This is a genomic window from Aeromonas sp. s7(2024) (genome assembly GCF_040907825.1).
GTDB lineage: Bacteria > Pseudomonadota > Gammaproteobacteria > Enterobacterales > Aeromonadaceae > Aeromonas > Aeromonas veronii.
In genome coordinates this window covers 65,633-79,464 of the sequence record NZ_JBFOCM010000031.1, presented here as the reverse complement: position 1 = coordinate 79,464, position 13,832 = coordinate 65,633, and the positions used below count along the sequence as shown (strand labels likewise).

General features: G+C 62.4%; 12 protein-coding genes and 1 tRNA gene. All 13 read right to left on the bottom strand.

Annotation, left to right across the window (positions count from 1 at the left end):
- Window positions 1–14: 14 nt before the first annotated feature.
- Complete coding sequence (gene hypE / locus AB5Y73_RS13730) at window positions 15–1,019, bottom strand: hydrogenase expression/formation protein HypE (protein WP_181497285.1); 1,005 nt, start codon at window positions 1,017–1,019, stop codon at window positions 15–17.
- Window positions 1,016–2,128: a hydrogenase formation protein HypD gene (hypD, locus tag AB5Y73_RS13725; protein ID WP_118853783.1), complete on the bottom strand. Its 1,113-nt coding sequence runs from the start codon at window positions 2,126–2,128 to the stop codon at window positions 1,016–1,018. Before hypD ends, hypE begins: the two co-directional genes overlap by 4 nt.
- A complete protein-coding gene (locus AB5Y73_RS13720; RefSeq protein WP_043819819.1) occupies window positions 2,122–2,373 on the bottom strand; it encodes a HypC/HybG/HupF family hydrogenase formation chaperone in 252 nt (83 codons plus the stop codon). Before AB5Y73_RS13720 ends, hypD begins: the two co-directional genes overlap by 7 nt.
- A 5-nt stretch (window positions 2,374–2,378) precedes the next feature.
- Window positions 2,379–4,805 (bottom strand): carbamoyltransferase HypF, encoded by a 2,427-nt coding sequence (hypF, locus tag AB5Y73_RS13715; protein WP_181497286.1) that lies wholly within the window; start codon window positions 4,803–4,805, stop codon window positions 2,379–2,381.
- Window positions 4,802–6,697 carry a selenocysteine-specific translation elongation factor gene (gene selB / locus AB5Y73_RS13710; protein ID WP_118853784.1) on the bottom strand — a complete coding sequence of 632 codons (1,896 nt, stop codon included), beginning with the start codon at window positions 6,695–6,697 and terminating at the stop codon, window positions 4,802–4,804. Before selB ends, hypF begins: the two co-directional genes overlap by 4 nt.
- 4 nt (window positions 6,698–6,701) lie before the next feature.
- Window positions 6,702–8,180 (bottom strand): L-seryl-tRNA(Sec) selenium transferase, encoded by a 1,479-nt coding sequence (gene selA / locus AB5Y73_RS13705; RefSeq protein WP_181497287.1) that lies wholly within the window; start codon window positions 8,178–8,180, stop codon window positions 6,702–6,704.
- Window positions 8,181–8,494: 314 nt separating this feature from the next.
- Window positions 8,495–8,586 (bottom strand) — tRNA-Sec (locus tag AB5Y73_RS13700).
- A gap of 213 nt (window positions 8,587–8,799) precedes the next feature.
- A complete protein-coding gene (hycI, locus tag AB5Y73_RS13695) occupies window positions 8,800–9,291 on the bottom strand; it encodes a hydrogenase maturation peptidase HycI (protein ID WP_181497288.1) in 492 nt (163 codons plus the stop codon).
- Window positions 9,291–9,704 carry a formate hydrogenlyase maturation HycH family protein gene (locus tag AB5Y73_RS13690; RefSeq protein ID WP_181497289.1) on the bottom strand — a complete coding sequence of 138 codons (414 nt, stop codon included), beginning with the start codon at window positions 9,702–9,704 and terminating at the stop codon, window positions 9,291–9,293. Before AB5Y73_RS13690 ends, hycI begins: the two co-directional genes overlap by 1 nt.
- Window positions 9,697–10,512, bottom strand: coding sequence for an NADH-quinone oxidoreductase subunit B family protein (locus tag AB5Y73_RS13685; protein ID WP_005301886.1), 816 nt, complete (start codon window positions 10,510–10,512; stop codon window positions 9,697–9,699). Before AB5Y73_RS13685 ends, AB5Y73_RS13690 begins: the two co-directional genes overlap by 8 nt.
- Complete coding sequence (locus AB5Y73_RS13680) at window positions 10,512–11,069, bottom strand: formate hydrogenlyase complex iron-sulfur subunit (RefSeq protein WP_005351513.1); 558 nt, start codon at window positions 11,067–11,069, stop codon at window positions 10,512–10,514. The genes AB5Y73_RS13685 and AB5Y73_RS13680 overlap by 1 nt, the downstream gene beginning before the upstream one ends.
- A gap of 9 nt (window positions 11,070–11,078) precedes the next feature.
- Entirely contained in the window at window positions 11,079–12,797 is a 1,719-nt protein-coding gene (locus tag AB5Y73_RS13675; protein ID WP_279499595.1) for a hydrogenase large subunit, read from the bottom strand.
- Window positions 12,798–12,877: 80 nt separating this feature from the next.
- Window positions 12,878–13,831, bottom strand: a complete 954-nt coding sequence (locus tag AB5Y73_RS13670; protein ID WP_043170824.1) for a respiratory chain complex I subunit 1 family protein — start codon at window positions 13,829–13,831, stop codon at window positions 12,878–12,880.
- Window position 13,832: the final 1 nt, after the last annotated feature.

Sequence of the window (13,832 nt, the reverse complement as noted above, 5' to 3'; positions counted from 1 at the left end):
AACGGCATGGCCGATCAACAGATCCGTGGCAGCAGCTCCCCTTGCGGCAGCTCCAGATAACGGCGACTGCCCCAGGGGTTATTGAGGATCACCTTGTGGCGATCGCTCTCCTGCACCACGCCGATCTGACTGGCTGCGGGGTTGAATTGCCGCAAGATGCCCAGCGCGTCCTGCGCCTGCTCGGCAGGCAGGGCCAGCACCATGGTTCCCTCGTTGGCGAGATCATGGGGCTCGAAACCGTAGAGCTCGCAGAGGCCACGCACCGGATCGCACACCGGAATGGCGGACTCCTCCAGCTCGATGGCCACTTGGGAGGCAATGCTCCATTCATTCAGCACGGCGGCAAGGCCACCGCGAGTGGCATCGCGCAGGGCGTGAGGGGCAATGCCAGCTTTTAGCAGCGCTTCTACCTGCGGCCAGAGGGTGGTGCAGTCGCTCTTGAGATCGGAACCCAGTTGCAGGGCGTCACGGGCCATCAGGATGCAGGCGCCGTGGCTGCCGATATCCCGCGACACCAGAATGGCATCACCGGCCTTGAGGTTGCGTACCGAGATGCCCCGGCTCTGCTCAGGCTGCGGGAAGGTACCGACCCCGCTGGTGTTGATAAAGATCTTGTCGGCTGCCCCCTTGGGCACCACCTTGGTGTCGCCGCAGACGATGCGGGCGCCGCTCTTAGCAAGCTCTGCTGCCATCGACTCGACGATGCGGGCCAGATCGGCGTAGGGGAAGCCCTCCTCGATGATAAAGCTGCAGCTCAGATACTCGGGCTTGGCCCCCATCATGGCGAGATCGTTGACCGTGCCGGCGATGGCCAGCTTGCCGATATCCCCCCCCTCGAAGAAGAGCGGCGAGACGGTAAAGCTGTCGGTGGTGAAGGCAACGGGGCCGCTCACCGGCAGCAGGGCGGCATCTTCACCGCGCAGCAGGATCTCGTTGCCAAAGTGGCGAAAGAAGAGCTGATTGATCAGCTGGTTCATTTCTACACCGCCGCCGCCGTGGCTTAACTGAATTTCTCTCATTGGATCCCCATATATCGGTAGTAGGCATTGCAGGCCCCCTCGGAACTGACCATGCAGCTGCCCATGGGCTGGGTCGGGGTGCAGCCCCGGCCAAAGACTTTGCACTGGTTCGGCTTGGCGAGGCCGCGCAGGATATCGGCGCACTGGCACGCCTTGTGGTCATCGATGGGAGTCTGATTGAGCGCGAAGTGGCGCTCCGCATCGCGCTTGGCGAAGGCATCGCGCAGGCGCAGGGCGGAGGCGTTGATATCCCCCAGACCTCGCCAGCGAAAGTGCTCGCGGGTCTCGAAAAAGCGCTCGACCAGCCGCTGGGCGGCTTTATTGCCGCTGGCGGTGACGGCTCGGCTGTACTGCACCTCCAGGGCGTAGCGACCCTCCACCTTCTGGCGCACCATCATCAAGAGCGCCTCCATCACATCCACCGGCTCGAAGCCGCTCACCACCACCGGCACCTGATAGCGTTCGACGATAGGCAGGTAGATATCGGCGCCTGTGATGACGCTGACGTGAGAGGGGCCGATAAAGGCGTTCACCTTGGCCACCCCGTCGGCCATCACCGCATGAATGGCGGGGGGCACCAGCACATGGTTGATATGAAACAGCAGATTCTCAATCCCCTCAGCTTCAGCCGCTGCCAGCAAGGCGGCGGTCATCGGGGTGGATGTCTCGAAACCGATGGCGAAGAAGACCACGGTTTTCTCAGGGTTCTCACGGGCGATACGCAGGGCATCGAGGGGGTCATAGACCGGGCGGATATCGCTCCCCTTGGCCCGCTGCTGGGCCAGCGTGCCTTTGGAGCCCGGCACCCGGATCATGTCCCCCAGAGTGACCAGAATGACGTTGGGCTGGCGGGCCAGCTCAATGGCCTGATCGATGCGCTCTTTGGGCATGATGCAGACCGGGCAGCCGGGGCCGTGAACGAACTCGATGCTGGCTGGCAGCAGCTGGTGCAGGCCGTACTTCATGATGGTGTGGGTATGGCCGCCGCACACCTCCATCACCCGCAGCGGCTCGGGCAGGTCTTTGGCCAGTTCTGTAATTTGGGCGGCGAGGGCGCGGATCACCTCGGGCTGGCGAAAGCCCTGAAAGAGATCATTGAGGGTCAGCATGGCAAGATATCCTGTTTGGGCATCAGGGCCACCATCTGGCGGAAGCTCTCGAGGCTGGCCTGCGCCTCCTCTTCATCAATCTTGCTCATCACAAAGCCGATGTGGAGCAGCACATAGTCGCCAATGTTGAGAGGCTCTTCGAGCAGCATGCAGCTGACTCGCCGCTGCACCCCAAGGGTGTCGACGGTGACGCAGTTATCTTCGGGGTGCAGTTGCACCACCTGAGAGGGGATGGATAGACACATGAATTTCAGGACTCCGACAAGGTGGCACAACCGGCTGTGGCAGGCTGGTGCGTGGCAAGATGGTGGATGGCAAACCAGAGCTGACCGGCGGCGATGCCACCGTCATTGAGCGGCAGGGTTTCGCTGGTCAATACCTGCCGGCCAGCGGCTTCGAGAGCGTGCACCAACTGGTCCATCAGCACCCGGTTTTGAAAGACGCCGCCCCCGAGTGCCACCGGATAGCCGGGGAAGCGCTCGGCCAGGGCAACCACCAGATTGCTGATGGCGCGGATAAAACCGGCGGCCAGGCTGGCGGTGGAGGTGCCTTTGCGCCGCTCGCTGACAAGGGTATTGATCAGTTCGGCCCACTCGATCTGCAGTGGCCCCTCTGTTGATTGGCTGAGATCAAAGGCGAGGGGGAAGGGTTGTTCGTCGGGGGTGAGCTGCAAGGCAGCCGCCTCCAGCAATAGCCCGGCTTCGCCCTCGTAATCCGGGGTGTCGATCAGCCCCAGCAGCGCCGCCACCGCATCGAACAGCCGACCGATGGAGCTGGTGTAGGGGGTGTTGCGACCCAGCTGCCAGAGCTGGTGCAGATTGCTGATCCGCTCAGCGGGCAGTTGCTTGATCAAAGGAATATCGAGGGCGCTGATCTGCTCAGGAGTGTGCGATTCAAACAGCAGCCCCAGCAGCTGGCGCACCGGCTCGCGGATGGCCGCCTCGCCGCCGATCAGCTTGAAGTGTTTGAGGTGGGCAACCCGCTCAAATCCCTGAATGTCTGCGATCAGCAGCTCGCCGCCCCAGAGGGTGCCGTCATCGCCAAGGCCGGTGCCATCGAAGGCAACACCCAGCACCGGGCCCGTGATGTCGTGCTCGGCCATCACCCCCAGCAGGTGGGCGTGATGGTGCTGCACCTCGAGGTGGGTTGCACCCTGATCCTGGCAATAGCTTTTGGCCCACAGGTGGCTGAGGTAGCCGGGGTGGCGATCCGAGACCAGCAGTTCTGGCTTGAGGTCGTAGAGATCGCGAAAGGTGGCCAGGGTCTGCTCGAAGTGCTCCTGCATTGGCAGGCTGTGCAGATCGCCGATATAGGGGCTGTAGATGCGCTGGCGGCCGAAGGCGAGCGCCAGCTGGTTCTTCTGTTGCGCCCCGACCGCCAGCAGCGGCGCCTTGACCGCCTCTTGCAGGCTGGGAGTGCAGGGGGCATAGCCCCGGGCCAGCCGCAATGTCTGGCGTCGCCCGCCTGCCCACTGCACCAGACTGTCGTCGCAGGGGTGCAGGATGGGGCGGTTGTGATCCAGAATGCCGTCAATCTCGCTGCCGAGTTCCTTGACCACAGCCTCGCACTCGATGAGGATTGGGCTGCCGCGACCATTGGCGCTGGTGGCCACCAGCGGCATGGCGCAGGCATCTAGCAGCAGCTGATGGAGCGGAGTGTAGGGGAGCATGATGCCAAGGTAGGGGATGCCGGGGGCAATCCCTTCGGCCAGCGGTATGGCCGACAGTCGGGATTCTGAGAGCCGATCATCATTTTTGCGCTTGCGCAGCAAGGTGATGGGTCTGGCCTGAGAGGTGAGCAGTTGCCACTCGTCTTCGCTGCCGGTGACATGCAATTTGGCCTCGGCAAGGGAGCCCATCATCACCGCCAGCGGCTTGCGCGCGCGCCGCTTGAGCATTCGCAATCTGGCAGCACTCTGTTCATTGCGGGCATCACACATCAGGTGATAACCCCCCATCCCCTTGACCGCAATCAGCGCCCCCGCTTGCAGTGCGCGAGCAGCCGCTTGCAGCGCATCCTCGCGCTCGGCCAGGGCATCGCCGAGGCCGCTGCGCCAGGTCAGATGCGGCCCGCACTCGGGGCAGCTCACCGGCTGGGCATGGTAGCGTCTGTCCAGCGGGTTTTCATAGGCCGCCGCACAGCGCGGGCACATGGCAAAGCCCGCCATGGCGGTGTGAGGGCGGTCGTAGGGGAGGCGGCGGATGATGGTGTAGCGCGGGCCGCAGTGGGTGCAGTTGGTAAAGGGGTAGCGATGGTGGCGATCGTTGGGGTTGGCCACATCCCGGGCGCATGCCTCGCACATCCCCTGATCCGGCGATATGGCGACCGTGGCAGCGCTCTGCTGCTGGCTTGCCTTGATATGAAAGGCGCCGTCGTAATCGGGATTATCTTCTTGGGGAAGCTCCCGCTCGCTGAAATGATCGATGCGGCTTAAGGGCGGCGCCAGTTCCCGCAGTTCGCGGGCAAAGCTGGCGAGCTGCTCGGGCGATCCTTCGGCGCCAATGGTGACGCCGTTGGCATCGTTCAACACATAACCGGCCAGGCCGTGGCGCAGCGCCAGCCCATAGACGAAGGGGCGAAAGCCGACCCCCTGTACGATGCCGTCCATATGAAATTCGCGGCGCAGCCGGTTGGCCACAGGATTGGCAGAGCCAGAGGGGGCGATGGTGGCGCTCATGCCGGCTCCATCTCATCTTGAGTGACTGGCAGACGCAGCACCCGGCGCTCGTTCTCCTCGCGCCGCACCCAGCCATCCATCTCCATGCGCAGGCAGAACGGAATGGCGTATTTACGCGACAAGCCGGTGATCTCCTTGAGGGATGCCATGTCGATCAGATCTCCCACCTGCTGGCCCGCCAGCACGGCGGCAACCATCTGGTTGTAAAGGGCGACGTCGTAGTAGATGGGGCCATCGAGCTGCACCAGATACTTGAGTCGCGCCAGATTGCGCAGCTGCTTTTGCAGGGCGCCTTTTTGCTGCAAGCCCTGCTGCAGGGCGGCGGGCAGCTTGCGGGTGATAAAGGGATCCAGCTCCACGCCGCCGGGGCCCAGTTTACCGGGCTCGTAACCCTCCTTGCCTTGATCTCGCACCACCTTGAGCACCAGCTGTGCCTCTTCCCCCAGATCATCTTCCGACTCGCCGCTGCCCGGTTGCCACTTGTCATGGTGCAGGCGGATCAGCTGCTCGCTCTTGAGCTGCTGGAGCAGGGCCTGAGTGACCGGTAGGGCGATGCCAAAGCGGGTTGCCAGCTCGGCGGCACTCAGCGGTTCGCTGGCCAGCGTGGCGAGCAGCTGGTCGCGGCTCTGGGCCAGCCAGCAGTTATCCAGCAGCCACTCACCGAGGGGGGTGACCTGCTCTGGCTGCTGGTCAAAGCGGCTGGCCAGCACATAGCCATTGAGCCCCAGCTGCAGAGTGGCCGGGTTGTAGTGCTCGAGCTCATCTGGCAGCTCACCCAGCAGGGTGTGTAGCGTCTTGCGTCTGACGGGATGGATGTCGCCGCACCAGACGATGCGGGCGCCGTGCAGCAGTTCGCTGCTGCCGTGGCGAATGATGGCGAGCGGCTGGCCAAAGAAGCAGGGAATGGGGCTGGCAAAGATCAGCCGCGCCAGCCGAGTATCCTTGATCGGCACAAAACGGGCCCGCCCATGCCAGCTGCCGAGGGCCACCTCGACCTCCTTGTTGTGCAGAGAGGGGCGTAGCGCCTTGTCTCTCAGGCTCTCGGCGTTGAGTCGCACGATAAGGTGGGTTGCCGCCTCGCACTGGCCAGCGGCGTTGGTGAGGCAGTGACCGCGGGCCACCTCCTTGTGGGGCACTTTTTTAAGGCCCACCGCTACCCGGCAGACGGAGCCGATCTCGTCGACGCTCTGGTGATAGGCCTGCAGGGAGCGCACCTGCACCTCCCGATCGGCAGGGTAGAGGCGCAGCTTGTCCCCCACCTTGAGGCTGCCCTGCTGCAAGGTGCCGGTAAGCACGGTACCGGTGCCGTTGGCGGTAAAGACCCGGTCTACATAGAGGCGCGGGGCGGCCTGTTTGCGGAGAGCATGATGCTCGGCCATATCCCCCAACTGGCGCACGATAGCGGTGTGCAGGGCAGCCATATTCTCGCCGGTTTTGGCGCTGACGCTGACGATATCGGGCACCATGCCGCTCTCGTCCATCACCCGCTCCAGCAGGCTCTCCTCCAACAGCAAAAGCTCGTCAGGGGAGACCAGATCGCACTTGTTGATGCAGACCAAGAGGCGCGGCACCCCCATCGCCTTGAGCAGGCGCAGGTGATCGCCGGTCATTGGCATCCACCCCTCGTCGGCGGCAATCACCAGCAGCACCAGATCCAGACTCCAGAGCCCCGCCACCATATTGCGGATATAGCGCTCGTGGCCGGGTACATCGATGACGCCTATGGTGTTGCCCTGACCGTCGTCGAAGTGGGCAAAGCCGAGATCTTGGGTCATGCCGATGGCCTGCTCGTGGGCGCGGGCGGTGGTGATGCCGGTGAGGGCCTTGATCAGCAGGGTCTTGCCGTGATCCACGTGGCCGGCAAGACCGATAACGGCGCGATAGGGGGTCATGGGATCAAGGCTCCTCGGTCGCATTTGTTGCATTGAACGGGGCGGGCAGTAGCAACTCCCTGAGTTGGGCGATCAGCAGTTCCATCTCGGTCGGCAGCAGGGTGGCCATATTGAGCAGCACCTTCTGTTGGCGCACGGTGGCGATGACCGGCACCGGCAGTTCGCGCAGCGCATCGAGCAGCTGCTGGGCCGGGCGCGGGTCGGTGCACTCCAGCGCAGGGGCCGGGTAGAACTCGTCCGGCAAGGTGCCGCCGCCCACCACCAGCTGGGCGGGGACCGGCACAAAACAGCCGGGCAGGGCTTCCATCAGCTGGGAGGCTCTCGCCTGCATGGCGGCGGGGTTGCTCAAGGTGCGTTGGGCAATGCCCTCACCGATGGGAGATTTGTTGAGCTTGTGGATGAGCAGACGTTCGAGCAGGGAGTAGACGATGCGGCTCGGGCGGAAGGTGCGCATCATGGGGTGTTTTTCCAGCCGCTTGATAAGGTCGCTGCGGCCGCTGATGATGCCCGATTGCGGGCCCCCCAAGAGCTTGTCACCGGAGTAGCAGACCAGATCTGCCCCCGCCTTGATGTACTGCCGTACCGAGGTTTCATCCGGCGCAAACTCTTCGGTGGTCAAGCCGGAGCCCTGATCCACCGCCAGCACTACATGTTCGGGCAGGGCGCGGGCCACCTCGCCGATGTCGGGGGATTCGGTAAAGCCGCGAATGGCGAAATTGGATCTGTGCACCATCAGCACCAGCGCGGTCTGATCGGTGATGGCATCGAGGTAATCCTTGGCGGTAGTGATATTGGTGGTGCCCACCTCCACCAGTTTGGCGCCGGAGAGGGTCAGAATATCGGGGATGCGAAAGCCGCCGCCAATCTGGATCTGCTCGCCGCGCGAGACGATCACCTCGCGCCCCTTGGCCACCTCCTGCAGCAGCAAAAAGAGCGAGGCGGCGTTGTTGTTGACCACCAGCGAATCCTCGGCCTGGGTGAGGCAACGGAGCAGGGGGGCGATCAGCCCCTTGCGCCCGCCGCGCTTGCCGGTGGCGAGATCCAGCTCCAGATTGTTGTAGCCGGTGTTGAGGTCACGCACCTCGTCCCACAGCTCGGCACTTAGCGGTGAGCGCCCCAGATTGGTGTGCACCAGGGTGCCGGTGGCGTTGATCACCCGGGTCTGGCGCTGGCGCAACTGCTGCCGGCAGCGCTTGGCAATCAGCGCCTCGATCTGCCCGGGGGCAACGCCATGCTGGCGAAAATCTTCGCTCTGGCGCAGCTCGCTGAGGGTGTCGCGCACCGCCTGGGTCACCAGCGGGCGGCTCAGCGTCTCGATAAACCCGGCGAGAAAGGGTTGCTGCAGCAGTTGCTCCACTTGCGGCAAACGTCGCGTTTGTTGCTGGCTGGGCAGTTGCTGTGAATCTGGCTGTGAATCGTCGGCAGCCGTACCTGATGCGGGCTGGCGGTGGGGGATAGCTGACGCGTGAGACGAGTTCGGCATGGGATTACCAGTGCAGTGCGTGGGTTCGGGATGCGCACCGGTTTGCCGATAGAGAGGCCGAGCTGACGGGTTATGGCACTGCTGGCGATTTGCGGATGAGTGCAAACTGGGTGCATCAATGAGCGGGTATAAATTAATGCTGCATCGATGCTGATAAATTAATTTTTGGCCAGCGAGATAACCTGAGTTCGGATTATATTGGCAAGCGGCAAGCACCTTTTTTAAGGTATTGCTTCAAACATATTGAACAAACAATGGAAATAACATCCAGGCCGAAAAATTCAGCGGGAGAGTATTTGTTCAATAGATAAATTTGGCGGAAGAGGCAGGAATCGAACCTGCCAAAGCCTTCTCGGCTCACATCGGTTTTGAAGACCGAGGAGGCCACCAGACCCCATCAACTTCCGTAACGGTCGCCATTTTGTGGCAAATTTCTGTGACTGGCAACGCTTTTTTTGTCATAAAAAAGCGAGGGTTAGCGATTTTTTGAAAAAATCAAAGAACCTTGTTTTATATCAAGTTCAGCACAATTAGCCCGATGTTTTTAATTTAACATCGGGCCTCGGTCACATTGCCAAAAGCGTCAGTCAATAACGGTCTTTAACAACTCGATAAATAATCACCGCTTGGCGTTGGCAATATTCCACTGATCCAGTTTCTCTATTAACAAGTCGGTATCCTTGGTGACATCAAGGTGCTGATAAAGATAATCCATCGCCTCGCTCACCATCTCGGTCATCGGGAAGGAGAACGCCACGATGGCCGGTTGTACCCCGACAAAGATCACCTCTGGGACAAAGGTCTTGAGCTCGTCGATCAGGAAATTGAGCGGCATATTGTGGGTTGAGAAGATAAACATCTCGGCGATGGTCTCGGGGGGGATCACTTGCAGGGTTCCCGCCTTCTCGCCGATCTCGGCGGCATCCACCAGCACCACCCGCTCCGGTTGCAACTCCCGCACCTTGTAGACCACATTTTCCGGCGCGATGCCGCCATCGATATGGATCCAGCCGGGCAGGGGGGCGGCTTGCAGCTTGTCGGCGAGATAGGGGCCGGCACCGTCGTCCCCCATCATGGCATTGCCCACGGTCAACACGAGATTGCAGCCCATCAGCGGCTCCTTACCATCAGGTACATATGGGGGTCGTTAAAGAGGGAGGTGAGCTGATCCATAAAGGTGTTGGTCCAGCCCAGCTCCTGCTCATCGAGCAGATTGTCGGCTTTGCGCAGTCGGTCGAAGGCGCAGGCCAGCATATGGCAGTGCTCGCGATAGATGGTGATCTCGCCAAAGGTGAGAAATCCCTCCATCTTGCGGCGCGCTTCACTTCCCTCTGGCAGCTTGGCTACCCAGTCGCGATAACCGATCAGCGAGCAGACCAGGTCTGCTCGCAGGCAATCGACGATACCGAGGTGGTGGCCGATGGCGAGGCTGTAGTACATCACCTCCCTGGCCTCTTCCGGTACGTCGAACTGCTCGTCGACGAACTTGCGCGAGAGTCGATAGAAGAAAACCTCGTCAGCCATGCACCGCCTCTCCCTTGCCGGCCGCCCGGTTGAGGCAGGCATTTGCGAGGTTGTTGACGATCTCCGCCAGGCGCGGATCGTCGTGCTGATCGAGGTAGCTCTGGATACGCAGATCCACATCCTGCTGGGTCGCCCCTTCGAGCAGGGCCATAAACTCGTCGGCGATGATCCGCCCCTGACGATAACCGGCCATGCGGCGCGCTTCGCGCTCGATCATCACCCGAATTTCATTGGGGATGCCGGTGTGGCGCAGTTCGACCCGCTCACCCGGTTGCACCTCGTGGCTGGTGGCTTTGAGTTTCTGCTCAAGCAGGCCGAGCGCCACGGCAAAGCCATAAATGGTAGCCGCCGGTGTGGGGGGGCAGCCGGGGATATAGACATCCACCGGCACGATCTTGTCGGTGCCGCCCCAGACGCAGTAGAGGTCGTGGAAGATGCCGCCGTCACAGCCGCAGGCGCCGTAGGCGATGCAGATCTTGGGATCGGGCGCCGCCTCGTAGGCGCGCAGGGCTGGCACCCGCATCGCCCGGGTCACCGCGCCGGTAAAGAGCAGGATGTCGGCGTGGCGGGGGGAGGCGACCACCTTGATGCCGAAACGCTCGGCATCGAACAGCGGGGTGATGGTGGCGAAGATCTCGATTTCGCAGGCGTTGCAGCCGCCGCAATCGACCCGGTAGACATAGGCCGAGCGGCGAATGTCCTTGAGCAGGGTCTTCTTGAGTTTGGTGATCTCGGGATCCTGTGCCAGCGGCACGGCGCGGGTATGGGCATGGCCGACAACCGGTTCTATGCCTTTGATCTTGCTCATCACATCCACTCCTTTTGTGCGGCCATCGGTGTGGCTATCGGTGTGATCAGGGCCGAGTCAGGCTGGCTCAGCATGCTCTGTTTTCGTTTGCAGTCGGGGCAGTGATGCAGCCGCTCCGGGGTCGCCAGCGGCGTGCCTGCCTGCTTGAGGGTGTCCTCCACCAGCGCCACCAGCTTGCTCGGGGCAAAGTAGGTGCCGCACAGGGTGCAGGGGGCCAGCGCGAAGCGGGCCTCCTCATAGAGATCCGCCTTGTTGGTCACCGCCAGCTCGAACTCGGGGGAGAGGGCGATGGCGCGGGTCGGGCAGACCTCCTCGCAGCGGCCGCAGAAGATGCAGCGCGCCATGGAGATCTCCCAGCGCCGTTCGCCGGTCTCCATGTCCACTTCCATCACCAGCGCGTTGGCCGGGCAGGCCTTGGTGCAGGCGGCGCAGGCGATGCACTGATCCGCCTGATATTTGGGTTTGCCGCGAAAATCCCGGTTCACATCAATAGGTGCGAAGGGGTACTTGGCGGTCGGGGTGCCAGCCTTGAGGATGGTCTTGAACAGCTTGATCATGATGACCCCTTATTTAAGCGAAGAGTTTTTGCGATCGATGCCGTAGCGCTCGATCTCCTTGTAGGAGACCACGGTGGATTTGCCCTTCTTGGGGTCGACCAGGGTGACCCGGTCGGTACAGGAGTAGCAGGGATCCAGACTGCCGATGATGAGCGGCGCATCCGCCACGGTATTGCCACGCAGCATGTAGCGCAGAGCTGGCCAGTTGGCGTAGGTGGCGGCGCGGCAGCGCCAGCGGAACAGCTTCTGGTTGTCCCCGGTCATGCTCCAGTGGACGTTCTCGCCGCGGGGCGCTTCGGTAAAGCCCAGCGCAAACTTGCCCGGCTGATAGGTGAAGCCTTCGGTCAACAGCGGCCCTTCCGGCAGGTGCTCCAGGCCGAACTCAATCATGTCGAGGGAGTCGTAGAGCTCGTGGATGCGCACCAGCACCCGGGATTGCACATCGCAACCCGCCTTGGTCTGGATCTCCATCGGCAGCTCGCGGTAACCGGCAAAGTCGTGAACCCGGCGCACGTCGCGCTTGAAGCCGCTCGCCCGCACCATGGGGCCGACGCAGCTGAAATCGCGGGCAATCTGCGGCTCGAGCTTGCCGATACCGATGAGGCGGGAGGAGATATTGGCGGTATCCAGCAGCATGGCCACCAGGGGGTTGAGCTCATCACGGAGCTCGCGCACCAGCTGGGCACCCTTGATGCGATCTTCCTTGAAGATATCGCGGCGTACCCCGCCAATCAGGTTGAGGCCATAGGTCTTGCGGGCACCGGTCAGCAGCTCGGCCAGGGTCATGGATTTCTCCCGTACCCGGAAGAATTGCATAAAGCCGGTGTCGAAACCGGTGAAGTGGCTCGACAGGCCGATGTTGAGGATATGGCTGTGCAGGCGCTCCACCTCCAGCAGCACGGCGCGGATCATCTTGGCCCGCTCCGGCACCGGAATGCCCATGGCGTTCTCCACCGAGGTGGTATAGGCGACGCTGTGGGTAAAGCCGCAGATGCCGCAGACCCGGTCGGTCAGAAACGCCACTTCGTTGTAGCCCATGCGGGTTTCCGCCAGCTTCTCCATGCCACGATGGACATAGAAGAGGCGGTAGTCGGCATCGATGATGTCTTCACCATCGACGAACAGACGAAAGTGCCCCGGTTCGTCGGAGGTGATGTGCAGCGGGCCGACCGGCACGATGCGGTTGGCATCACTGCCCAGCTCGTTGACGAAGGGGTAGGTCTCGGTGTCGGTGGTGGGCATCGGGCGCTGGCGGTAATCCATGGCGTCCTTGCGCAGCGGGTGGATATCCTCCGGCCAGTCGTCAGGCAGCACCAGACGACGTTCGTCTGGCAGACCGATGGCGCGCAGGCCGTACATGTCGCGGATCTCCCGCTCGCCCCACACCGCCGCCGGAATGGTCGGGGTGATGGAGGGGTACTCCTGGCTATCGGCATCCACCAGCACCTTGACGGTGATCCAGCACCTGGTGTCGCCCTCCATGGAGAAGACGTGGTAGACGGCGAAGTGGCCGTTGAGGCTGCGCTCGTCATTGGCAAAGGAGAGCGGAAGCCAGCCCCCCAGCTGATGGAAGATCAGGCTGGCGGTCTCGACCAGACTGGTGGGCTTGACGGTAATGGTGGCCTGATCGGCGGTTTGCCACTCCTCGTCGACGATGGCGTGGGGCAGTTGGGCTCGCACCTGCTGGATGTAGTCGCAGCCGATGCGATCCGAAATGGCGATGGTCATGCAGTTCTCACTTTAATGTTCGGGAATGAGCATTCACAAATGATGAAATCGGAAAAAGTTGCTGTGCTGGCGGGCATGGCTCAGACCCCGACCAGATAGGCGAGCAGCGCCAGCAGGGCCAGCCCCAAGCCGTAGCGGGTGAGCTTGTGGGTGCGCACGAACTGGGTACGGGCCATGGCGTTTTCGATGATGCCAGCCAGCAAAAAGGCCACCAGCAGCTTGCAGGCGAGGATCAGCGCCGCGCCGATGAGCGCAGGCAGACTCCAGTTGGCCGCCTTGCCGAAGGGCAGGAAAATCACCAGAAAGAGCTGCACCACCACCAGTTGCTTGAGGCCGATGGAGAGCTTGAGCAGGGCCAGGCCCGCACCGGAGTACTCGGTGAGCGGCCCCTCCTGCAGCTCCTGCTCGGCTTCGGCGCAGTCAAAGGGCAGCTTGCCCATCTCGACAAACACCGCGAAGGCGCAGGCGGCACCAGCCAGCAGGGTGGCAACCGGCGCGGCCAGTGGCTGGGTCGCTACATAGCTGCTGATATTGCCCAGATCCGAGCTACCCACCATCATCGCCATGATGAAGCAGGCGAGCACCAGAATGGGCTCCACCAGAATGCCGAGGGTCAGCTCGCGGCGGGCGCCGATCCCTGCAAACATGCTGCCGCTGTCGAGCCCCGAGAGGGAGAAGAAGAAGCGGAAGATGGCGAACAGATAGATGTCGGTGATGAGATCCCCGGCGATGGGGAAGGGGGACTCGTGAGTCAGGGTCGGTAGCGCCATCCCCACCAGCAGCAAGGCGGCGATGAGCAGTGCAGGCATCAGGTTGAAGATGATGCCGGCAGGCTCGGGGGTTACCTCCTGACGGCGCAGGAGCTTGGCGATATCCCGGTAATCCTGCAGCAGGCCCGGCCCCTGACGGGAGTGCATCTTGGCCCGCAGCACCCGGTTGAAACCGGTGGCGAGCGGCGCCAGCGCCAGCATGGCGATGGCCTGGGTCAGGGCGAGGGCAACCATGCCCCAGCTCGGCATTTCAAGAACAGGCATA

What these genes read in the sequence shown, in the direction of transcription:
- selB (WP_118853784.1), bottom strand. Translation starts at nt 6,697, where the DNA reads ATGACCCCCTATCGCGCCGTTATCGGTCTTGCCGGCCACGTGGATCAC.
- AB5Y73_RS13680 (WP_005351513.1), bottom strand. Translation starts at nt 11,069, where the DNA reads ATGATCAAGCTGTTCAAGACCATCCTCAAGGCTGGCACCCCGACCGCC.
- hypD (WP_118853783.1), bottom strand. Translation starts at nt 2,128, where the DNA reads ATGCTGACCCTCAATGATCTCTTTCAGGGCTTTCGCCAGCCCGAGGTG.
- AB5Y73_RS13675 (WP_279499595.1), bottom strand. Translation starts at nt 12,797, where the DNA reads ATGACCATCGCCATTTCGGATCGCATCGGCTGCGACTACATCCAGCAG.
- selA (WP_181497287.1), bottom strand. Translation starts at nt 8,180, where the DNA reads ATGCCGAACTCGTCTCACGCGTCAGCTATCCCCCACCGCCAGCCCGCA.
- hypF (WP_181497286.1), bottom strand. Translation starts at nt 4,805, where the DNA reads ATGAGCGCCACCATCGCCCCCTCTGGCTCTGCCAATCCTGTGGCCAAC.
- AB5Y73_RS13720 (WP_043819819.1), bottom strand. Translation starts at nt 2,373, where the DNA reads ATGTGTCTATCCATCCCCTCTCAGGTGGTGCAACTGCACCCCGAAGAT.
- hypE (WP_181497285.1), bottom strand. Translation starts at nt 1,019, where the DNA reads ATGAGAGAAATTCAGTTAAGCCACGGCGGCGGCGGTGTAGAAATGAAC.
- AB5Y73_RS13670 (WP_043170824.1), bottom strand. Translation starts at nt 13,831, where the DNA reads ATGCCTGTTCTTGAAATGCCGAGCTGGGGCATGGTTGCCCTCGCCCTG.
- hycI (WP_181497288.1), bottom strand. Translation starts at nt 9,291, where the DNA reads ATGGGCTGCAATCTCGTGTTGACCGTGGGCAATGCCATGATGGGGGAC.
- AB5Y73_RS13685 (WP_005301886.1), bottom strand. Translation starts at nt 10,512, where the DNA reads ATGAGCAAGATCAAAGGCATAGAACCGGTTGTCGGCCATGCCCATACC.
- AB5Y73_RS13690 (WP_181497289.1), bottom strand. Translation starts at nt 9,704, where the DNA reads ATGGCTGACGAGGTTTTCTTCTATCGACTCTCGCGCAAGTTCGTCGAC.